Consider the following 21508-nt stretch of genomic DNA (forward strand, 5'->3'; position numbering starts at 1 on the left):
GGCCGCCTGCGTGGCCGATGCGTCGCTCAAGGCCACGTTACACGCAAGGCGGAATGCCTATGATCGGCAGCGCCACGAACACCACGCTAAGCGCCGAGAACAGATACAGCCCCGCCGAGACCACGGCATTGAACCGAGCACGCCCCTGGTGGTGCTGACCTGCTTGCCAGCACCACCAGGTAAGCGCCGCCAGCAGCGCGGTCGTGACGAGACTCAGCAGCAGCATCCAGCCATTGAGCAGCGTGAACACGCCTCGCTCCGTGGCAGGGGCCGCCACCTCGCAGGCCACGGCGTGGCCTCCATAAACGGCGATGAACCAGATGCACCATACGGTCAGGCCCACCACGAAGTGGATGGGATGCGTCAACCTCAAGCGCTCGAGTAAAGGTGACATGGCCTCAACCTCCAATGACGCGGGGCAACACAGCGAGCGAGCCCACCAGGATCCAGAACACCACGGCGTTGTAGCGCCACAGCTGTACCACCACGGCAGGTTCGAACGGCGCGTGGGCCCCCACGTAGCCGTAGCGCACCCGCAGCGCCTGCATGACCGTCAGCACGACCGCCAGCCCGCCGTGGAACAGGGCATAAATCAGGCCCAACAGCAGCACGGCATCGTGGGTGGTCTCGGTGGGAGCCAAATCGGCGGCCAGCATCACCCAGGTGGTCACGGCCACCTGCACAGCCCCCAGCGTACCGGCCAGATAGAAGCCGCTGGCAAGCCCGGCATCCTGCTGGCGGCGCAGCCCGCGAATCATTTTGACCATCACGATGTAGCCCGCCGTCATGGCCAGAGCCGCTACCACCAGCCCCACCAACGACAGTGGCGACGTGTCGGGCATGCTCCACTCCGGGGAGACGGTCCACAGATAGAACCAGCCAAACAGGTACGAGAGGAAGAACGAGCCGTTGGCAATCAGGAAGGTGCCCATGGCCCACACACCCGGGCCATCCATGGTGCGAGAGTGCAGCGGCGGGTCACCGGGTGACACATCGGCATCCGGCGAGGCCTTGGGGTGCGCGCCGTTTTCCCAGGACCAGCGCAGCAGGAACACCCCGGCAATCAGCACGAAGACACCGGCCAGCGCATAGACCCGCACCAGCAGGCTGATACACACCACCGCCAGCGCCATGGCAGCAAACAGCGGCCACCAGGAGTTACCCGGCAGGTGAATGATTTCACGCACCTTGCCGGAGATGGGATCAGTGCCCCACATCTCACGCCGCCCGTGGGTGGCCACCGCCAGCGAGTGCTTCCCTTCTGCCATGGTGACAGGCAGGTTGGGGTCATCCCACAGGGGGTGACGGGTTTCGATCTTGGGCAGGCTGACGAAGTTGTAGGCACTGGGCGGCATGGTGTTGGCCCACTCCAGCGTATCGGCGTTCCAGGGGTTCTGCTTGGCGGGTTTGCCAAAGCGGAAGTGCAGCGCAATATCCAGCAGCACCATGGCAATACCGGCAGACATGACAAAGCTGCTGACCGACGAAAGCAGGTTAAAGATATCCCAGCCCATGCCGGTATCGTAAGTGTAGACCCGGCGCGGCATCCCCAGCAGCCCGGTCCAGTGCATGATCAGGAAGGTGCCGTTGAAGCCCAGGAACGTCAGCCAGAAACCCCAGCGACCCAGGTTCTCAGAGGGCATGCGTCCGGAAAACAGCGGCAGCCAGTAGTAGAGCCCGGCAATCAGCGGGAAGAACATGCCCCCCACCAGCACGTAGTGCATGTGCGCCACCACGAAGTGGGTATCGTGCACCTGCCAGTTGAACGGCACCAGCGCCAGCATGACGCCGGTCAAGCCACCGCAGACAAAGATGATCAAAAAGCCCAGCACCCACAGCATGGGCAGCTTCATTTTGGGCTTGCCCAGCCATAGCGTGGCCAGCCACACGAACACCTGAATGGCCGTGGGCACTGCCACCAGCATACTGGCCGCCGAGAAGAAGGCCTGCGCCAGCTGGGGAATGCCCACGGTGAACATGTGGTGAACCCACAGGCCGAAGCTGATGAACCCCGTGACAATAATGGCAAAGACCACCCAGCCGTAGCCGACGATGGGCCTGCCGGCGAAGACCGGAATCAGCGTCGAGATGATCCCCGCCGCCGGCAGGAAGATGATGTAGACCTCAGGGTGCCCGAACAGCCAGAACAGGTGTTGCCACAGAATCGGATCGCCACCACTGGCCACCTCGAAAAACGGCATGCCGACGGCGCGCTCCAGTTCCAGCATGACACTGGCCAGAATCAGCGGCGGAAAGCCCACCACGATCATCAGCGCCATGGCGAGGATGTACCAGGCAAACAGCGGCATTTTATGCAGCGCCATGCCCTGGGTGCGGGTGCGCAAGATGGAGACGACGATTTCCACCCCGGCAGAAAGCGCCGAGATTTCCACGAAGGTAATCCCCAACAGCCAGAAATCAGGGCCGAGGTCAGGGGAAAACTCGCTGCTGCTGAGCGGGGTATACATGAACCAGCCGCTGGAAGGAGCGATTTCCAGAATCAGGCTGGAGGTCAGAATGATGCCGCCGAACAGGTAGCACCAGTAGCCCAGCGAGGTCAGCCGGGGGCACACCAGGTCCCGCGCGCCGATCATCTTGGGGATCATGTAGATCGCCAAGCCCTCCAGCATGGGGATGGCAAACAGGAACATCATGACCGTGCCGTGCATGGTCGTGACCTGATTGTAGATATCCGGCGACATGAAATCCTGATCGGGCATGGCCAGCTGGGTACGCACCAGCATGGCCAGGATGCCGCCGATCAGGAAAAACACCATCCCGGTGATCATGAAGCGCAGGCCCAGCGTCGTATGGTTGACGATGGTCAGTGCCTTCAGCCCCTTGGGGTTGCCCCAGATATCGTGCAGATCTTCGTGGAGCTGCTTCGGGTCCTGCTCAACGGCTTTTTGACTAACGCTACTCATGGGTTCAAGGTCTCCAACCAAGCACCCAGGCTGTCCAGGGTGTCCGTGTCGATATCAGCGTGGGACGGCATCAGGTTACCGGGCTTCAGCGTCTGATGATGCTGCAGCCATTGGCTGATGGCGCCATCGTCCATGGCCATCACGCCAGCGCCCAGCGTCGCTCGGCTGCCCACGTCGGAGAGGTCGGGCCCCAGCGTGCCACCACTGACCCCGGCCACCGTATGGCAGCTGGCACAGTGAGTCATGAACGCGCTGCGCGCCTCGTCATCGGCGGCATTGGCCGTGGCCGCTGCTGCCAGCGCATCCTGCTGACGCTCGGCCAGCCAGGCGTCGTACTCTTCTCGGGGCAGGGCTTCGACGAACAAGTGCATGTGGGCATGCCCGATGCCACACAGCTCGGCGCACTGGGCACCGAAGACGGCAGGAATGTCTGCTTGCAGGCGAATGCGGTTTTCCCGGCCGGGAATCATGTCGACCTTGCCGCCCAGGCGCGGAATCCAGAAGCCATGGATGACGTCGGCGCCGGTCACGTGGAAGTCCACCGGCTCGCCGACCGGCATCACCAGATGGTTGGCCGTGACCACCTCGCCGCCTTCGGCATTGGGGTAGCGCACTTCGAACCACCACTGGTGGCCGATGACTTCGATCACCTCGCCGGGTTCGCCAATGGCCAGCATGCGCTGACCGGCGGGCACGCCAAAAGCGAGCAGCGCCACGATGCTGGCCACGGGCAACAGGATGCCGCCGCCCAGAATCCAGTGGCGGGCCACCTTGCGCTCCTGGGCAGGTGTGCGGGTGACGTCCCTGGGCTTGAAGGCAAACAGCCACAGCCCCGTGAGTACCGCCAGCACCACGGTGCTGAAAGCCAACATGATCCACCAAATCAGGGCAACATCTCGTGCAGCCTGCCCAGCGGGGTCTAGAATGGACTTATCGCCCGCACAGCCTGCGGTCAACAGGGCCAGCCCGAGAACCGCCAAAATGGCTATCCGGTTGACCCGCCGACCCGTAACGCGTTGAATGTTGGGCGAGGCTATATTGCTGTTGCGTTCCCTCATATGCTGTTTCCCTTTAGTCTGCCCACAGGAAGTGACCATGGCGCCAACTCCCCAACGTTCGATCAAAAGCCGCGCCTCTTTGGCTGGCCACCCGCTGCACCCCGTAATGATTCACTTCCCCGTTGCTGCCCTGATGGCCCTGGTGGCAAGCGACCTGGCCTACTGGTATACCGAAGACCCCTTCTGGATGCGCAGCGGCCTGTGGCTGGCGGGCGTCGGTGCCTTTGGCGGCTGGGTCGCCTCGATAGCCGGTATCATCGATCTGGTCACGGTGTCGCGCATTCGGCGTCTGATTACCGGCTGGAGCCACGCCATCGTGGCGGTAGTGATGCTCTCGCTGGCGTCGTTCAACTGGCTGCTGCGCTTCAACGAGCCCGACGCGATCCTGCCCTGGGGGCTGGCGGTATCGCTGCTGACCGGAGGGCTGATTGCGCTGGCCGGCTGGCTGGGCGGCCAACTGGTTTATGAACACGCCGTGGGCGTGGATGTCGACTGACCACCTGCTCATGGGCATCGGCTAACTCCAATCAAGTGGTTTGGCCAGCACGAAGCCCAGTACGGCCAGAATACCCGCCACTGCCAGCAGCAGTGCCAGCAGGTTGGCGGGTTTCACACCGCGATAGATGCCCATTTCCAGGCGTAGAATCAGCCAGCCAAAACAGCCGTGGGCGGCCACCATGACCACCACCGCGGCCAGCTTGAAGATCAGCCACCCCCCCACTAACCCGTGAAGCAGGAACAGCAGCGTGCCCGACGCAATGGCCAGCAGCGCGGCAGGGGTGGCAACGGAGTTGTAGAAGTAGCGCGGCATGGGCGGTGAGCCCTGCGCAAAGCCAGCGTCCTTGCGCAGCTGAAGGGCGTGACTCAGCAGCGCAGGTAAGTAAAGCAGCGAACCGCACCAGATAACCAGTGCGGCAATGTGAAGCAATTTTAGCCAGGGCATTGCGGCTTCCTTGCGTTGCATTGGGCAGGGGGAGAAATAACTCCGTTAACCTTAGACAACACTGGCCACTCTGGCTAGGCGTTTAGCTAACGATAATCTCGTAACCCGTGAATTTACGAAGATTTATCACGCCGGTATCGAGTATCAGGTACTGCCCTTTCACGCCCTGCAAGACACCCTCTACCTGTGGCTGCTTATCGAAATTGTGCGACACCACCTTGCGTGGAAAAGCCTCCACCGGGTAGTGGAAGTGGTAAGGCGTTTCATCCAGTTCACGAATGGCATCCTCACCGTGCACCTGGCGCAGTTGCGCCAGCCCATCGGCCAATACGCTCAACAGACGGTCTCGCTCTGCACACAGGTCCAGCGTGGCCACCTCGCCTTTCAGCATGGCCCGCCAGTTGGTGCGGTCGGCGACCTGCTCCTTGAACAGCATTTCGACCATGCCGGACTGCTGCCGCGTATTGACCTCCAGAATAGGCAGCGCCTGAATTGCCCCCTGATCCAGCCAGCGGGTGGGCATCTGGGTTTTGCGGGTGATGCCCACCTTCAGCCCCGAGGAGTTGGCAAGATAAACGATATGGGGCTGGAAACAGTGGGCTTCGCCCCACTCGGGTTCGCGGCAGGTGCCCTGGTAGTAGTGGCAGGTTTCCGGCTTCATGATGCAGGTATCGCACTGGGCCAAGCGCTTGAAACACGGGTAGCAATACCCCTGAGCAAAGCTCTTGTTGGTGGCGCGCCCGCAGTGAGTGCAGGCAATGGCCCCGCTCCAGTGCAAGCGTATGAACGACCCTACCCGCTCGTTCAGGCCAACCCGATGCTCCCCGGCACGCAGGTGGTACACCACCTCGGCATCCTTGCGGCTCGGCACACTGGCCGCCATTTTCTGCAGACACCCCTGCACCGGCGTAGCGTCAGTGGCAAACAAATCATCAGTCACGGGTGGCATCCCGAGCCAGGCCTGCCATTTCCGGGCTGACGCCCGCCCCCGTGGCACCCGCCCCACAGGTGCGGCGCTCCAGGTAACCCACCCGATTGGCTTCGGGCACGTTGTTTTCCATTTCATAGCGCATCACCGCCTCCAGGCAGAGCTCGGTCTGCTCGGCGGTCAGGCGACGTCCATCCGGCCACTTGCGCAGAGCAACCGCCTGCTTGAGGCTTTCATAGATGGTGGGCGTCATTTGATGAATCATCTTGTCGAACGTCATGTCACTCACGGTCAGCACCTCTTTTGCGGGTTGCTCAAAGCTTTTTGAAGCGGGAAGAATAATACCAGCCGGTTGCCAGCCCCACGAGCAGGCCACCCAAATGCGCCTCGTTGGCAACGTTGCCAAAGCCCACGGTGCCTGCAATGCCAGTCATGGTAAAGACCATCCAGCCCAGCATGAAGACCACCAGCATTTGCGGCACGAAAAAACCGCTGCCTGGGGCACGCCGGGACATCAGCCACACATGCGCCAAAAGCGCATAGACGACCCCGGACATGCCACCAAACAGCACCGTGCCGGTCATGTACTGGGCAAGGTTGGCACCGATGCCCGCCAGCAACAGCAATAGCAGCATCGTTTTGCTGCCCTGGCGCCGTTCGATCTGCTGGCCGAAATACCACACCCACATCAGATTGAAGATCAGGTGCATCCAGCCAAAGTGGAGAAAAGCCGGTGACAGCAGGCGCCACACCTGACCACTGAGCAAGGTATCGGGCAGCGAACCGTAGACCAGTTGCCCCCCAGAGACACCCACCGGCACGATGGTCAAAGAGACGATCAACAGGTCGCCCCAGATCCCGGTCAATGCAAATACGGCCAGACTGATCAGAATCATCAGCGCCGTCACCGGTACTTGTCGCAGAGTCGCGACCAGCCCTTGGGTGGGCAGCGAGCGCTTGGGTGGCGCAGCGTCGCTGATCAGCTCGTCGCCTCGCTCCCAGCGAGCCACCAGGGCACGGAGCTCATCGTATTGGCGCGGGTCAGCCACCCAGAGGAGCTGGCCGTCTTCTTCATCGGTGATGCGATGGCCTATCCGGTAATGCCATAGGGCCTTGCGCAGCGCTTGAGTGTCTGCATCGGGGGGCAAGAGCATGACGGGGTGCATGACATCTTCCTTTTAACCAGTGGTCATGACGCTTACGCGCACGTTTGCCATCGGATACGATCGGGATAGGGGGGAACCCATAGGTTCCGCCCCTCCCACACCACCCGGCATGCGGGTCCGCACCGGGCGGTTCGAGAAGTTGAGGTTTCACGAGAGTCTCGGCACTCCCAACCGATCGAAGTAGGCAATGGTCAGCACATTATGGATGGCAGAGCGACTGTTATGCCACCAGCGACGACTCAGCGCCGCCACGGATTCCGCAACCCAGGAACTCGCGCCTAAGCGGGTCAGCTCCCGGTAGATCGTCTTGCCCCGTCGCCAGTGCCGGAGGTGGAGCATTCTCAGGCGGCGACGTATCCACTCATCCAGTGATCGCCAGATGCGTGGCGTTTGTGCCAGCCTGAAGTACCCTTTCCAGCCGAGCAGGTAACTGCGGAGCTTCTCCACCACCTGGGCCATGCTGCGACCATCTGCCCCCCGGGTCAGTTGCCTGATCCGGAGCTTGAACGCCTGTAACGCCTTGGCGGATACCGCCCGTCGAACGTCTCCACCCCTCCCTTGCCACAGGGCGTAGCCGAGGAACTGGCGACCGAACACGCTGGCGACTGCACTTTTGGATTCGTTGATCACCAAGCGCAGTTTGTTGTAACACCGGCGTAGCAGGCGCATCACCCGTTCTCCCGCCTTCTCACTGCGAACGTAAACGTTGCAGTCATCAGCGTAACGGGCGAAGCAGTGCCCCCGACGTTCCAGCTCTTTATCCACCTCGTCCAGCAGAACGTTGGCCAGTAACGGCGACAACGGCCCGCCTTGCGGCGTGCCCTCATGCCGATCCATGACCACGCCACCATCCATGATGCCCGCGTTGAGATACGCACGCACCAGCCGGATGACTCCGGGGTCGTTTATGCGTTTCTTCAGGCGGTCGATCAGGATGTCGTGGTTAACCCGGTCGAAGAACTTCGACAGGTCAACGTCCACTACGATATGGCGGCCCTGTTGGGCGTAGCGTTGCGCAGCCAGCACCGCATCGTGGGCCCGGCGGCCCGGGCGGAAGCCGTGGCTGTGCTCGCTGAAGGTGGGATCAATCAGAGGTTGCAGCACTTGCAGCAGTGCCTGTTGAATCAGACGGTCGGTGACGGTGGGGATACCCAGTTCCCGCTCACTGCCGTCCGGTTTCGGGATGCCTACCCGACGAACGGGTTGTGGTTGGTAGGAGCCGCTCAGCAGTTGCTGGCGAAGCTCCGGCCACACCCATCGCAGGTGTTCGGCGGTCTGGGCAATATCCAGCCCGTCCACACCTGCCGATCCCTTGTTGGCCTTCACGCGCTTCCATGCCCGCTGCATATTCTCTCGTGCGAACGCCTGCTCAAGCAGGCTTCGCCCTGCGCCCTCCGGTTCTCGCCGCGGGAGCCCTGTTTCATCGCTGATCGCATTCGGTAAGGCTTCACCTTCCCGTTCCGCGACCCCCCCGCTGGCGCGGGCATCTGATGCGTTACAGTGCTCATCGACAAGGCGTTTGACGCTCCTTCTCGTTCAGCCCTTCGCCCTGACCAAGCAGCTACTATGGCTTCTGCTGACTTCTCGCTCCGTGTTGCCACGTCGCCCTTTCAGACATGAGGCGAGATCTCCCCGGGTAAGAACACACTCCTTCACCGCACAACCGCCGGATTTACACCGCCTCGCCTTGGCCACAAGAGCTTCGCGACTTTTGGCCCGCTCGCCCTGCTTGGCAGTGCCTCGTATCCGATTCTTGTTCATCGGCTCACGGTTTACGCTCCACGCTTCCTCCCCACGGTCGGTCGCCCTTCCGCAGTTGCGCTTCGCTTCGTTCGCTGTGGCCAGCTCACGGGAGGACTTGCACCTCCAGGAGTGCGCCCGTGCCGGGCGCACCAAAAAAATCCGGCGGAGGGGGCCGCCGGATAAAAGCAAGGGATCATTCAAGGGAACACTTACTCTGATAGCCGGCAGCAGGGTTAGTTCAGCAGTTTTGCAAAAAATATGTAACCAATTGTAATAATTGCTCAAAAGGGTCAATCAAAATCGATCTCCCAGGGCTTGGGCAATGCCCGCTCTTCTCTAGGCACTTGAATCCAGACGAAATGATCGGCATTCAACTGGCGTTCACCGCTCCAACGATAGGCCACCAGCCGACCAAATTTTACCGCACTGTAGTCCAGGCAAGCGATATTGGCGGCGGGCAAGGCGGGAATGCCCTCGCACCAGTAGTGGCCGATGAACAGCGGCGGCTGCTCCGGGCCGTAATAGCTGAGCCGCTCGCGCTCCTGCAGCGTCAATGGCCGCGTCTCCAGGTCGCCCGGCAGGTTATCCGGCTGGAATACCACATCGCCCCACTGCTGCGGGTTGGCCGACCAGAAGTGCGCGCGAAAGGTCTGGCGGGTAAAGCCGTCGCCCGAGTGGATGGCCACGCCCTCCGGTAGCCGAATGTGCGGGCCACGGGTCAGGCGGTCGAGAATTCGGAACGCTTGGGTCGAGGGGTCGGTGGACTCCACCAGAAAGCGGTCGTCCAGTTGGGCAGACGGGGAGCGCTGGCGAAGCTGGCGAATCAGCTCGTCGTCCCAACAGGCGTGCACCACCCGGATACCGTCCAGTTCCAGGCACAGCGGAATGGTCTTGAACCAGGCCAGGGTATCTTCCCACTCGTTGGTATGGTCACGATACTGGTCGAGGGTATCCTGAATGATGCGATTATGGCGCGGCGTATGCTCGCGCAGCCAGCGCTTGGCGCTGCCCGGCGGGGCCGGGTGCATATAGGCCAGGGCGTTGTATTCATGATTGCCCATGACGATATGCGCCTCGCCCTCCTCGACCATGCGCCGCGCGATGGACACCGCCAGCCGAATGCGGGGGCCGCGATCGATCAGATCCCCCAGGAAGATCACCTTGCGGCGCGGGTGGCGATACACGCCCTTGCGCTGATGGTAGCCAAGCTTCTCCAGCAGCGAGGCCAGTGTGGCACCGCAGCCGTGGACATCACCAATGAGATCGTACCCCTCCATGTCAATCTCCTAGCCGATGGCTCCAACCGAGTTTGCTGCGCAGCACTTCATAGAAGTTATGCCCCAAGGGGTGTACCAGTTGAACGCGCTCCGGTTTGCGGGTAATCACCAGCACATCGTCGGGTTTGGCCACCGCGCGGGTTTGCCCGTCGCAACTGATATGCGGGTAGGTCTGGTTGGTTTCGCCGATGTGTATACGAATCTCGCTGGCGGCATCGATCACGATCGGTCGGCTGGAGAGGGTATGCGGGAACATGGGCACCAGCGTGACCACATCCAGCTTGGGGTGCATGATGGGGCCCCCACCGGAAAGCGCATAGGCCGTCGAGCCAGTCGGGGTAGCGACGATCAAGCCATCGCTGCGCTGGCTGTAGACGAACTGGCCATCGATGAACAGCTCGAACTCGATCATGCGAACCGCTTTGCCAGGGTGCACGACGACTTCGTTGAGCGCTTCGCCGTTACCCACCGCCACGCCATTGCGGTACAGCACGGCATCCAGCAGAAAGCGCTCTTCTATTTCGAACTCGCCTGCCAGCACCTCCCCCACGCGCTGCTCCAGCTCGTCGGGGGAGATATCGGTCAGGAAGCCGAGCCGCCCGCGGTTGACGCCCAGAATCAGCGTGCCACTGCGGCACAGGGTGCGGGCGGCGCCCAGCAAGCTACCGTCGCCGCCCACCACGATGACCAGATCGCACAGCTCGCCCAGCATGCGACGACTGGCTTCCGGCTGGCCATGATGCGGCAGCGCGGTGGCGGTACGGTCCTCGATCAGCACCTTGTAGCCATGGCCAACCAGGTAATCCACCAAGCGCTGGAGCGAGTCCAGCACCTTGTCGCTGCCCAGGCGGCCAATCAGGCCAATGGTCTTGAACGGCGGCGTGGCTGGACGCTGGCGCCCGGCGGCGGTTTGTGAGGTTGAGGTATGAGACATGGGCGACTCTCGCTGGCATCAGCCCACATTATGGGGAGTCACGAGGTATCGGGCAAATCCGACGGCGTGGCGATGCCCCCTGCCACGCCGTAAAATCAGCAGCTTGGGTCAGGCCAGGGCAACCTTGCGGCGCTGCAGCCACCAGTGGTTGAGCCACAGAGACGCCCCCATGATGGCCGCGCCCAGCAACAGCTTGCCCAAGTCTGCATCGCGGTTCCAGATGACCAGGTTGACCACCAGCCCGGCAGGCACCAGCGCGTTGTTCATGATGGCCAGGGTGCCCGCATCCACCCGGGTGGCGCCCTGGTTCCAGGCGAAGTAGCCCACCCCGGAAGCCACCAGGCCCAACCACGCCAGTACGCCCCACTGCACCGGAGTGCTGGGTAGCGCTGACACGTTGCCGAACAGCAGGAAGGCCGGCAGCGCCACCAGCATGGCGCCGATGAAGAACCAGCCAAACACGTTGTGCCAGGCCAGGGTGGGCGGCAGGTCTGCCGCTAGACGCCGATAGCCCACCTGACCAATCGCAAAGCACAGGTTGGCCCCTTGAACGACCAGAAAGCCCAGCCAGAAGCCGCTGTCGATGCCGTCGTAGCGGATCACCCCGGCCCCGAGCACCGCCAGCAGCGCTGTGACCAGATAAATGGGCGTGAATCGCTTGAACATCAGGTCATCCAGCAGGGCGATATACACGGGGGTGAAAATGGTGAACAGCAGGACTTCCGGCACCGACAGCAGCAGGAAGGATTGGTAGAAGAAGGTGTACATGACGCCCAGCTGAATGGCGCCCAGCGCCATCAGTGCCAGCCGCTGCTTACCCTGCAGCAGGCCCGGCCGTAGAAACGGCAGGAACACCAATGTAGCAAGTGCCACCCTGATCAGAACGGCAAAGTAGCTATCCACCTGCCCCGCCAGGTAGACGCCAATCAAGGAGAAAGAGAAGGCCCAAAGCGCCGTGACACCGACCAGATAGCTCATCAGTAAACCCCGAAAAACATAAAAGTTGACGGAGATTATACGCAGTTATCGTTGGCTGCCAATGGCCACGGCGAGGAAATCAGCGCTCAGCGTGATGTTTGCCAAGCCAGCGCCAGGCGTAGATCACCCCAGGTACCCAGCCCAGCAGGGTCAAGAGCGTCGCCGTGGCCACCCGCTGCCCGCCTCCATCGGTCAGCCCCACCGCCAAAGGCGGCAGCAATATGGCCAGCGCGCGATAGGCCAGGCGCAAAGCGGCCGGTTCCTGCATGGCGGGCTGCCCAGGTGATGCCTGCGATGCGTTCAATGACGCAGGCTGCGCCACCGCTGGCGGCGTATAGTGCCCTACCGGGTCCGGGGCATGGGCTGGCGTGTTTGTGGCCTGCGTAGCCGGGGCCTTCGCCTCTGACGCTTCGGCCTTCTCCTGAGCGCGGGCCAGCGCTTTGCGGTGCGCTTCCTTGTTGATTTTTTGCTCCAGGGTCTCGACGCCTTCGGTTAGGTCATCGTGAAAACGCTCCCAGTCTTCCCAGTCATGGGGCGTACCCGCCTTGGGGCGCTGGTTACCGGAGCCGCGCGCCCGCTCCCAGGCTTTCTCTTCCAGGGTATTGGGGCGCTCCGGCTCTCGCTCCAGACCGACTCCCTTACGGTTGAGGTATTCACGTGCGTCCATAAAAGCTCCTGACTACGTCGCTGACGATTCGACCATGGTCAACCGTTGAATGTCTGGAGTATGGGGGCAAGGCAGGGCAAGTTAAATCTCCTACAGTAAAAGAGTTGGCCGTGCCTGGCGGCCACTGCGTCACGCTCGAGGAGACTGCCCATGAACAACAAGATTCCGGATACCGTACGCGATATCATGTCCCGCGATTGCTACCGCGTCTCGGGGGAGACGTCCATCACCAACCTGGCGCAAGGCCTGGCGCTGCACCGCCTGCCCGGCGCACCGGTCGTCGATGCAGCCGACCGGCTGATCGGCTTCATTTCCGAACAGGACGTGCTTGGCCGCGTACTGGACAGCATATACCATGACGACGAAGCTCCACTGGTCAAAGAGCTGATGCGCCAGGATGTGCTGACCGCGTCGCCCAATCAGAGCATCACCGACCTGGCTCAGGAGATGCTGGGCAAGAAGCCCAAGATCTATCCGGTGGTCGAACAACAGCGGTTGGTTGGCATCGTCACCCGTCGCGACATCCTGATCGCCCTGTTGACCATTCGACGTCATTGAGCCGACATTTTCTTCATCGCAAAAAAACCGCTGCTTGAAAAAGCAGCGGAAGCAAGGGATCGAAAACAATAGCCAGAACAACACTATTAGCGACTGCCATCGCGATGTTGCCTGTACACTATCAGACACTGCCCAGAGGAAAAGTTCGCACAAAGGTCAAAATTTTCGTCTTCCCCAAGGGACGCGTATACTAGCCACTCCTCTCTCACCGCGACACAGGGAGCGTGACATGGCACTTTATTTACTGGTCTTTGGCGTTTGCGTCGTGGTGATTGGCGGCGTGCTGTTGGCGCTGATGACCGCCAGCACACCGCGCTACCGCACCGAGCCTCAGGATCTGATCGCCCTTTTCGACAAGGCCCTGGCCAGTCAGGTGAGCGAAACCGAGTGGAACACCATCATTGGTTACCCCATTCGTCATGACGAATATCTGGATAACATACGCCGTCGCGCCTCGCACTTGATGGATAGCCACGGCAGACGTTGGCAGATCGCCCAAGGCAAACCGCTGCTCAACGCCACCGGGCAGGAAGAGCTTCAGGCCCTGCGCGATCATCTGGCGGCCCATACCGCGCTACGCCAGCGTTAGCCTTGCATCGTCGAGGAGACCTTCATGCCCAGCACCATTCGCCAAATCCCGCTGGAGAGCGCTACCCGCCACCACGCCCATGACTTTCATCAGATCGTCATTACCCTGTGCGGCTCGTCCGAGTTCGAGATCGAGGGATTGGGCGGACGCGTCAATGCGTTTTCAGGCTGTATCGTCCCCGCCAATCACGAGCATTACTACTCCGGCAGCGGCCATAACCGCCAGCTGATTCTGGACCTTCCGGAAGACGCCCCCGCACTGACGGGAGAGCATCGCGAGCTGGTGGCGCTGTTCGATGCGCCGCGTTTTTTTGCGCTGGACAGCGCATTACGCCACTACCTGACCTTCGTCGAAAGCGAGCTGGCCCGAGGATTCGACAATTCGGCCACCTCCTTTCAGCAGGACCGTCTGGCCGCGACGCTGCTGGGGTCGTTGAAAGCCCGCCTGGGGGCAGAGCCATCCGCTGCCCAACGGCGCATCGACCTGCACCAGATCGACCGTTTCATTCGCCGCCATCTGGCCGATGAGCTGCGCGTTGCCGACCTGGCCAAGCTGGCCTGCCTGAGCGAGGCCCACTTCTCGGAACGCTTCCGTGCCCAAACAGGCTTGTCGCCTTGGCAATACGTGCGTCGACAGCGCCTGCACGCCGCTCGGCAGCTGATTCTGCAAAGCCGCCTGCCTTTGACCGACATTGCCATCCAGACCGGCTTTGCCAACCAGAGTGCGCTCTCTCATGCGTTTCGACGCAGTTACGGCGCGTCGCCTCGTCAGTTGCGCCAGGGCACTGCCAGCGCCACCCTCCCCACGACCAATGGAACGCCGAGCACTGCCTCTGCTGCTCCCTCACGCTAGGCTCGGTTCGGCTGGCACAGACTGGCATTCCCCTATGACGGCCCGGCAGCGTTGATAGCGGTGCTGGCAAGGCGCCAACCGCTCTACTAAAGTCGTAACCAGGCACTTCTTGCCGAGAATTTGACACGTTTTGCCATGAAAACGACATACAACTGACGGGCGCGCGCTCTACATTCGACAACATACTGGGCACCTGCCCTGCTATCACTGTTTTTAAATGCTGGTGAATCCAGCCATTCGCTTCAGCAGCCTGTTTCAGACCTGTCTTACGGGGGCCTCAATGCTTAATGCCAAGAAAATGCGTGACCCAGTCATCTGGCAAACCGACCTTGATACGCTGATGGCGCGTATTAGCGACCACTACATCGTGGATGAGGATGCCTACGTCAGCGAGCTGATCAAGGTACTGAACGCCGACTCGGACGATTTCTCCCGCATCGAAGCCAACACGGCCGCGCTGGTACGAGAAGTGCGCAACATGGATACCGCCGTCGACACCATCGACGAGCTGCTGCAGCAGTACAGCCTGGACACCCATGAAGGCCTGATGCTGATGTGCCTGGCCGAAGCCATGCTGCGCATCCCGGACACCGCCACCGCCGACGCCTTGATCGAAGACAAGCTGGGCCCGGCCGACTGGCAGTCCCACGTGGGCAAGAGCGAGTCCTGGATGGTCAACGCCTCGACCTGGGGCCTGCTGATGACCGGCAAGGTACTGAAGCTGGACCACCCAAAAGAGGGCCAGCCTGCTCACTTCATCAATCGCATGGTCAACCGTATGGGTGAGCCGGTGATTCGCCGGGCGATGATGGAAGCCATGAAAATCATGGGCAAGCAGTTCGTGCTGGGCCGCGATATCAACGAAGCGCTCAAGCGCTCGAAGCGGCTGTTCAACAAGGGCTACACCTACTCCTACGACATGCTGGGGGAAGCCGCCCGCACCCGCGCCGATGCCAAGCGCTACTTCGACGACTACGCCCGTGCCATCGAGCAGGTGGGCAAAGCCTGCAAGACCCTGGGCGACAAGACCCCCGCACCGTCGGTGTCCATCAAGCTGTCGGCCCTGCATCCGCGCTATGAGTTTGGCCGTCGCGAGCAGGTGCTGGCCGAGCTGGTGGACACCGTGATCAAGCTGGTCACCAAGGCACGCGAGCTGGACGTGGCCGTCACCATCGACGCCGAAGAGGTAGACCGCCTGGAGCTCTCGCTGGAGGTCTTCCGCGCCATTTACCAAAGCAGTGCTGCCAAGGGATGGGGCCACTTCGGCCTGGTGGTGCAAGCCTACTCGAAGCGTGCGCTGCCCGTGCTGCACTACCTGAACCGACTGGCCGACCAGCAAGGCGACGAAATTCCGCTGCGCCTGGTGAAGGGCGCCTACTGGGACAGCGAGATCAAGGAGTCGCAGCAGCTGGGGGTCGATGGCTACCCGGTCTACACGCGCAAAGCGTGTACCGATGTGGCCTACCTGGCTTGCGCCCAGTTCCTGCTCTCCGACGACACCCGCGGGCGCATCTTCCCGCAGTTCGCCACCCACAACGCGCATACCGTGACCACGATTCTGGAGCTGGCCAACCAGGACAGCCGCCCGTTCGAGTTCCAGCGCCTGCACGGCATGGGCGAAGCGCTGTATGACGCCGCCCTGGCCCGTGCCCCCAAAGGCACCTACTGCCGCATTTACGCCCCGGTGGGCGCCCACAAGGACTTGCTGCCCTACTTGGTGCGCCGTCTGCTGGAAAACGGCGCCAACTCCTCGTTCGTGCACCAGATCGTCGATCCCGAAGTGCCAGTGGAGTCGCTCTGCAAGCACCCCATCGAAACCCTGCGCCAGCAGAAGAGCTTCTACAACAAGCGGATTCCGCTGCCCAAGGACATCTACGGTGCGAAACGCCGCAATTCCCGTGGCGTCAACCTCAATATCCGCAGCCAGTACTATCCGCTGATGGAGAAGATGGCCACGTTCATGGACAAGCAGTACCCCACGCGGCCGCTGCTGGCGTTCGACGTGGCCGAAGATGCGGGCAATACCCATCGCGTGACATCGCCCTTTGACCGTCGCCAGACCGTGGGCAGCGTGCAGTGGACCAGCAAGGAGCAGGCGGCCAAGGCACTGGACGCTGCCTGGGAAGCGTTCCCGCGCTGGGATGCCACGCCGGTTGCCGAGCGCGCGGCCATCATTCGCCGCCTGGGCGACCTGATGGAAGAGCACATGGCCGAGCTGATGACACTCTGCTCACGAGAGGGTGGCAAACTGCTCACCGACGGCGTGGACGAGATCAAGGAGGCCGTGGATTTCTGCCGCTATTACGCCATGCGCGCCGAAGAGTCGTTCGGCGCGCCCATCGAGCTGCCCGGCCCCACCGGTGAATCGAACCGGCTGTCCATGGGTGGCAAGGGCGTGTTTGCCGCCATCAGCCCCTGGAACTTCCCGGTGGCCATTTTCTGCGGGCAGATCGTCGCAGCCGCCGTGGCAGGCAACACCGTGCTGGCCAAGCCCGCCGAGCAGACCTCCATCGTCGCGCATCGCGTCATCGAGCTGCTTTACGAAGCGGGCATGCCCCGCGATGTAGTGCAGCTGCTGCCGGGCGACGGCCCCACCGTGGGTAGCGTGCTGACCTCCGACCCGCGCATCACCGGCGTAGTGTTCACCGGCGGTACCGATACGGCTCAGATCATCAACCGCGCCCTGGCCGCCCGCGAAAACGCGCCGCTGCCAACCCTGATCGCGGAAACCGGCGGCATGAACGCCATGATCGTGGATTCCACCGCCCTGCCCGAGCAGGTGGTCATGGACACGATCCAGTCAGCGTTCCAGAGCGCCGGGCAACGCTGTTCTGCCCTGCGTGTGCTTTACCTGCAGGATGACGTGGCCGACCGCGTCATCGAGATCCTCAAGGGGGCCATGAGCGAACTGCGGATCGGTGATCCGCGCGATTTGGGCACCGACGTGGGCCCGGTCATCGATGAGGACGCGCGCAAAGGGCTGCTGGCACATATCGACAAGCTCAAGGGCGAAAACCGGCTGGTCGCCGAAACCCCGATGACCGCCGAGCATACTCAGCACGGCACTTTCGTGGCCCCGGTCGCCTTTACCATCGACAGCATCGATGCGCTGACCCGCGAGCAGTTTGGCCCCGTGCTGCACATCGTGCGCTACAAGGCCCGCGAGATCGACAAGGTGATCAACGACATCAACGGTCGGGGATATGGCCTGACGTTTGGCGTGCATAGCCGTAACGAATCCTTTGCCGCTGAAATAGCGCAGAAAATTCGAGTAGGCAATGTGTACATCAACCGTAATATCATCGGCGCAGTGGTCGGCGTTCAACCATTCGGCGGTCAGGCCCTTTCGGGCACCGGCCCCAAAGCGGGTGGCCCGCACTACCTGCAGCGCTTCGTGACTGAAAAGACGATCACCAACAACACCGCCGCCCTGGGTGGCAACGCGTCGCTACTGGCGCTAGGGGATGAGTAGAACGCTCATCGACATAAACTAACCTGAACTCCTGAAAAGGATCCGTCTCATGGTTGACAATAATAGCGTGACTGCCTGCGCTGCCACGGCCCTCCCAGACCGTGCACCAGGCACAGGGAACTCGACATCGATACTCCGCCATACCCTTTCCGGCGCCCTGCTTGACGGCTCGAGCCGTGGCCAGCCACTGGCCACGCCGAATCGGCAGGGAAATTAACAACAAGATCAACGCGCTTTGGCCACCTATCGCCAAAGCGCTGACGCTGTCGGAGTCAAGGATGTACGAAAGAGCCGCCAGCACGCGCGGGCTTTCGTAGGTCACCTGACTCCGTTCTGACGAACTGGAGAAGTGTTATGGCTACTGGTGTTTGGATTAGCTTGCTTGGATATTTTGCGCTCATGATCGCCATCGGCATCTATGCCATGCGCAAAGCGACCTCTTCCTCGGAAGATTACATGTTGGGGGGCCGTACTCTCAGCCCGCAGGTCGCGGCACTCTCGGCAGGGGCCTCCGATATGAGCGGCTGGCTGCTGCTGGGCTTGCCCGGGGCCATGTTCGTGTCTGGGCTGGGCTCTGCCTGGATCGGCATTGGCCTGCTGGTGGGCGCACTGCTCAACTGGATACTGGTCGCGCCTCGCCTGCGCGAGCAGACCATTCATTACGGCAACGCGATTACCATTCCGGCGTTTCTGGCCAACCGATTCCCGACCCGTGCCCTGGCACTGCGCACCGTGTCGGCCATCGTGATCGTGATCTTCTTTGCCGTGTATACCGCCTCGGGCCTGGTAGCCGGTGGCAAGCTGTTCGAAACGGCCTTTACCGGAGTGTACAACTTTGGCGACATGAGCAATTACGCCATGGGCGTCATCATTACCCTCGGCGTGGTGCTGATCTATACCGTGGTAGGCGGCTTCCTGGCCGTGAGCATGACCGACTTCGTGCAGGGCTGCATCATGATGCTGGCCTTGATCATCATGCCTGCGGTGGTGCTGTTCGGTGACGGCGGCGGTGGTTTCTCACAGGCGTCGGAGACGCTCAACAGTGTCGATCCCACGCTGCTCTCCTGGACCACGGGGCTGACGTTCGTAGGCTGGCTGTCGGCGGTGACCTGGGGCCTGGGCTATTTTGGTCAGCCGCATATCATCGTGCGCTTCATGGCCATTCGCTCACAAGAAGACGTGCCTGTAGCGCGTAACATCGGTATGGGCTGGATGCTGGTTTCGCTGATCGGTGCCGTGTCGCTGGGCCTGGCGGGTCGCGCCTTCGCAGTGCGTAACGGCATGGACATCCAGGATCCTGAAACCATCTTCATCGTGCTGGCCAACCTGCTCTTCCATCCGCTGATCACCGGCTTCCTGTACGCGGCGCTGCTGGCAGCGATCATGAGCACCATCTCCAGCCAGCTGCTGGTGTCCTCCTCTTCGCTGACGGAAGACTTCTACCGCCTGTTCCTGCACAAGAATGCCACCGAGCAGCAGTGCGTGGCGGTGGGCCGTGTGTGCGTCGTGCTGGTGGGTATCGTGGCCGCCATCATTGCCTCCAATGAAGACTCGCAGGTGCTGGGGCTGGTCAGTAACGCCTGGGCAGGCTTTGGTGCCGCCTTTGGTCCGCTGATCATCCTCGCGCTGATGTGGCCGCGCACCAACGGTGCCGGCGCATTGGCCGGCATGATCGTCGGTGCCGCCACCGTGATGATCTGGATTTCGCTGGGCTGGAGCGGCTCCTTCATGGGCGGCCCGGGTGTCTACGAAATCATCCCCGGCTTCATCGCTTCCTTCATCGCCATCCTGGTCGTCAGCAACATGACCGCCGATGCCGGTGAGTACCAGCACATCGAACGCTGATCCTGACCATTACGCCTGGCGACGATTTTTAGCCACGGCTCTTGGCCAGCATGCCACCCTCACCGCCTGCTTCGGCAGGCGGTGAGCATCGGCAAGCAGTCATCCGAGACCTCCTCGTCAAGGCCCCGCCTTGCAGGAGGTCTCTTGCATTGTTGGCCGCTTGCGCACCGCTCTTTGCCTCAGGTCAATAACGCACCGCTTCTGGCTGGTTATAGTGGCGCCATGGATCGCGAACCACTCACCCTCATCATGGTCAGGAGCAACATTATGCCCCCGTTCAAACCCTCTCGTCTCATCGCTGCCAGCATGGCCGCTGCAACGCTGGCCGCCAGCAGCCAGGCCTTTGCCTACGGCGCAGGTGACTTCTTTACCCGCGTGGGCGTGGCACAAGTGACACCCAAAAACGACAACGGCGCCTTGGCCAACGGCGCACTGGCGGTGGACGTTCAGGACAAGACCGACTTCGCCTTTACGCTGGGCTATCGCTTTCACGACAAGGTGGGCGTCGAACTGCTGGCCGCACTGCCCTTCAAGCACGACATTGCCCTGAACGGCGAGAACCTTGCCTCGACCAAGCACCTGCCACCCACCCTGACGCTGCAGTATTACCCGCTGGGCGGCACCCAGGCACGGGTTCAGCCCTACATTGGCGCCGGTATCAACTACACGCGCTTCTCGGACGAACAGCTGGCGATTGGTGAGCTGGATCTGGACGACTCCTGGGGTCTGGCAGGCCAATTGGGTATCGACCTGCTGATCGACGACAACTGGGCGCTCAACGCCGCCGCCTGGTACCTGGACATCGATACGGACGCCACGGTGAACGGCGCCGCAGCGGGCACCGTCGAGATCGACCCCATTGTGGTCATGGCGGGTCTCAGCTACCGCTTCTAGAAGATGCGGAGCTACCCATCAAACCTAACAGGCCCGGGGCATTTGCTCCGGGCCTGTTCGGTTGAGAAGCACGGCAGCGCCGCGCTGACGGCTACCTGTTCAGTTGTCCGTCACCAGTTGGTCGACTCTTTCCATGGCGCGAATCACCAGCACCTGGTCGCTGGCGCGCACTTTTTCCTGCATCAGATAAGCGGCCATGGCGGGCGCTACCTCACATTTGGCGGGCAGGGTCGCCTGAGCTTCTACCAGCGCGGTCAACCGGGCCACGAACACATAGCGCACCCACTGGGGCAGCGACATGGTATCCACACAAAAGGGCTCCTGACTGGCAAACGCACTCGCCTCTGGAAGGGGGAGTCGCCATAGGTTGGCGGCTTTCATCGCGGCTTCAAGCTCGAGAAGCGCGGTTTGAAGCTGTTGATGGACGCTCATAAACAGTCTACTCATAAGGAATGGTCGGCGTGATTATCCCAACTCTGTGGGTAACTTGCCACCGAGAGGCATGGCCAACGCGTTTATGCACAGATTCACAGAAAACCTGCAAGAGACTGTGGATAAACTATGGAAAGGTGTCGCAACGGCTACTCCCACGGGGCCTGGCGAATGTTGTTCACTTTTTGACCACTTCGACGATAAGGCATGGTTTTATCAACGGTTACGGCTGACAGTGACCGAGCATC

General features: G+C 61.7%; 20 protein-coding genes. 7 read left to right on the forward strand and 13 right to left on the reverse strand.

The window, feature by feature from the left end; translation table 11 throughout:
* Positions 1 to 37: 37 nt before the first annotated feature.
* The 3 genes from RVM26_RS08215 to coxB are packed head-to-tail and all read right to left on the reverse strand — an operon-like array spanning position 38 to position 3982.
* Positions 38 to 394, reverse strand: coding sequence for a hypothetical protein (locus RVM26_RS08215; protein ID WP_039179486.1), 357 nt, complete (start codon positions 392 to 394; stop codon positions 38 to 40).
* Positions 395 to 398: 4 nt separating this feature from the next.
* On the reverse strand, positions 399 to 2924 hold the full coding sequence (gene ctaD, locus RVM26_RS08220; protein ID WP_498941625.1) for a cytochrome c oxidase subunit I: 2526 nt from the start codon (positions 2922 to 2924) through the stop codon (positions 399 to 401).
* On the reverse strand, positions 2921 to 3982 hold the full coding sequence (gene coxB / locus RVM26_RS08225) for a cytochrome c oxidase subunit II (RefSeq protein WP_081135089.1): 1062 nt from the start codon (positions 3980 to 3982) through the stop codon (positions 2921 to 2923). Before coxB ends, ctaD begins: the two co-directional genes overlap by 4 nt.
* 37 nt (positions 3983 to 4019) lie before the next feature.
* Between coxB and RVM26_RS08230 the strand changes: the two genes are divergently transcribed.
* A complete protein-coding gene (locus tag RVM26_RS08230; protein ID WP_016914243.1) occupies positions 4020 to 4478 on the forward strand; it encodes a DUF2231 domain-containing protein in 459 nt (152 codons plus the stop codon).
* 21 nt (positions 4479 to 4499) lie between these two features.
* Here RVM26_RS08230 and RVM26_RS08235 read toward each other — a convergent pair whose 3' ends face one another.
* From RVM26_RS08235 to RVM26_RS08275, 9 genes are all read right to left on the reverse strand, one after another.
* Positions 4500 to 4925 (reverse strand): CopD family protein, encoded by a 426-nt coding sequence (locus RVM26_RS08235; protein WP_218313514.1) that lies wholly within the window; start codon positions 4923 to 4925, stop codon positions 4500 to 4502.
* A gap of 82 nt (positions 4926 to 5007) precedes the next feature.
* Entirely contained in the window at positions 5008 to 5874 is an 867-nt protein-coding gene (locus RVM26_RS08240) for a DUF2797 domain-containing protein (protein WP_081135091.1), read from the reverse strand.
* On the reverse strand, positions 5858 to 6142 hold the full coding sequence (locus RVM26_RS08245) for a YeaC family protein (RefSeq protein ID WP_026001740.1): 285 nt from the start codon (positions 6140 to 6142) through the stop codon (positions 5858 to 5860). The genes RVM26_RS08240 and RVM26_RS08245 overlap by 17 nt, the downstream gene beginning before the upstream one ends.
* A gap of 25 nt (positions 6143 to 6167) precedes the next feature.
* Positions 6168 to 7019 (reverse strand): rhomboid family intramembrane serine protease, encoded by an 852-nt coding sequence (locus tag RVM26_RS08250; RefSeq protein ID WP_189463388.1) that lies wholly within the window; start codon positions 7017 to 7019, stop codon positions 6168 to 6170.
* Positions 7020 to 7166: 147 nt separating this feature from the next.
* The gene (gene ltrA / locus RVM26_RS08255) at positions 7167 to 8366 is read right to left on the reverse strand and encodes a group II intron reverse transcriptase/maturase (protein ID WP_498941626.1); all 1200 of its coding nucleotides are present in this window, start codon (positions 8364 to 8366) and stop codon (positions 7167 to 7169) included.
* A 686-nt stretch (positions 8367 to 9052) separates the two neighbouring features.
* Complete coding sequence (locus RVM26_RS08260) at positions 9053 to 10039, reverse strand: metallophosphoesterase (RefSeq protein ID WP_039179469.1); 987 nt, start codon at positions 10037 to 10039, stop codon at positions 9053 to 9055.
* Between the two features lies 1 nt (position 10040).
* Positions 10041 to 10973, reverse strand: coding sequence for an NAD(+) kinase (locus RVM26_RS08265; protein ID WP_039179466.1), 933 nt, complete (start codon positions 10971 to 10973; stop codon positions 10041 to 10043).
* Between the two features lie 108 nt (positions 10974 to 11081).
* Positions 11082 to 11951: a carboxylate/amino acid/amine transporter gene (locus tag RVM26_RS08270; RefSeq protein ID WP_039179463.1), complete on the reverse strand. Its 870-nt coding sequence runs from the start codon at positions 11949 to 11951 to the stop codon at positions 11082 to 11084.
* Positions 11952 to 12030: 79 nt separating this feature from the next.
* The gene (locus tag RVM26_RS08275; RefSeq protein WP_498941627.1) at positions 12031 to 12618 is read right to left on the reverse strand and encodes a YqaE/Pmp3 family membrane protein; all 588 of its coding nucleotides are present in this window, start codon (positions 12616 to 12618) and stop codon (positions 12031 to 12033) included.
* A 150-nt stretch (positions 12619 to 12768) separates the two neighbouring features.
* Here RVM26_RS08275 and RVM26_RS08280 point away from each other — a divergent pair, with 150 nt between their 5' ends.
* The 6 genes from RVM26_RS08280 to RVM26_RS08305 all read left to right on the forward strand — a co-directional run bounded on the left by RVM26_RS08280 (position 12769) and on the right by RVM26_RS08305 (position 20828).
* Positions 12769 to 13176 (forward strand): CBS domain-containing protein, encoded by a 408-nt coding sequence (locus RVM26_RS08280; RefSeq protein ID WP_081191941.1) that lies wholly within the window; start codon positions 12769 to 12771, stop codon positions 13174 to 13176.
* A 229-nt stretch (positions 13177 to 13405) separates the two neighbouring features.
* Entirely contained in the window at positions 13406 to 13765 is a 360-nt protein-coding gene (locus RVM26_RS08285; RefSeq protein ID WP_039179455.1) for a hypothetical protein, read from the forward strand.
* A 24-nt stretch (positions 13766 to 13789) separates the two neighbouring features.
* Complete coding sequence (locus RVM26_RS08290) at positions 13790 to 14617, forward strand: helix-turn-helix domain-containing protein (protein WP_498941628.1); 828 nt, start codon at positions 13790 to 13792, stop codon at positions 14615 to 14617.
* A gap of 280 nt (positions 14618 to 14897) precedes the next feature.
* Positions 14898 to 18089 carry a bifunctional proline dehydrogenase/L-glutamate gamma-semialdehyde dehydrogenase PutA gene (gene putA / locus RVM26_RS08295; RefSeq protein ID WP_498941629.1) on the forward strand — a complete coding sequence of 1064 codons (3192 nt, stop codon included), beginning with the start codon at positions 14898 to 14900 and terminating at the stop codon, positions 18087 to 18089.
* 354 nt (positions 18090 to 18443) lie between these two features.
* On the forward strand, positions 18444 to 19934 hold the full coding sequence (gene putP, locus RVM26_RS08300; RefSeq protein WP_096922728.1) for a sodium/proline symporter PutP: 1491 nt from the start codon (positions 18444 to 18446) through the stop codon (positions 19932 to 19934).
* 267 nt (positions 19935 to 20201) lie between these two features.
* Entirely contained in the window at positions 20202 to 20828 is a 627-nt protein-coding gene (locus RVM26_RS08305; RefSeq protein ID WP_498941630.1) for an OmpW/AlkL family protein, read from the forward strand.
* A 99-nt stretch (positions 20829 to 20927) separates the two neighbouring features.
* On the opposite strand, the gene RVM26_RS08310 is transcribed toward RVM26_RS08305, so the two are convergent.
* The gene (locus tag RVM26_RS08310; RefSeq protein ID WP_498941631.1) at positions 20928 to 21260 is read right to left on the reverse strand and encodes a YqcC family protein; all 333 of its coding nucleotides are present in this window, start codon (positions 21258 to 21260) and stop codon (positions 20928 to 20930) included.
* Between the last annotated feature and the right edge of the window lie 248 nt (positions 21261 to 21508).

This window comes from Halomonas sp. KM072 (assembly GCF_050710315.1).
Classification (GTDB): domain Bacteria; phylum Pseudomonadota; class Gammaproteobacteria; order Pseudomonadales; family Halomonadaceae; genus Vreelandella; species Vreelandella hamiltonii.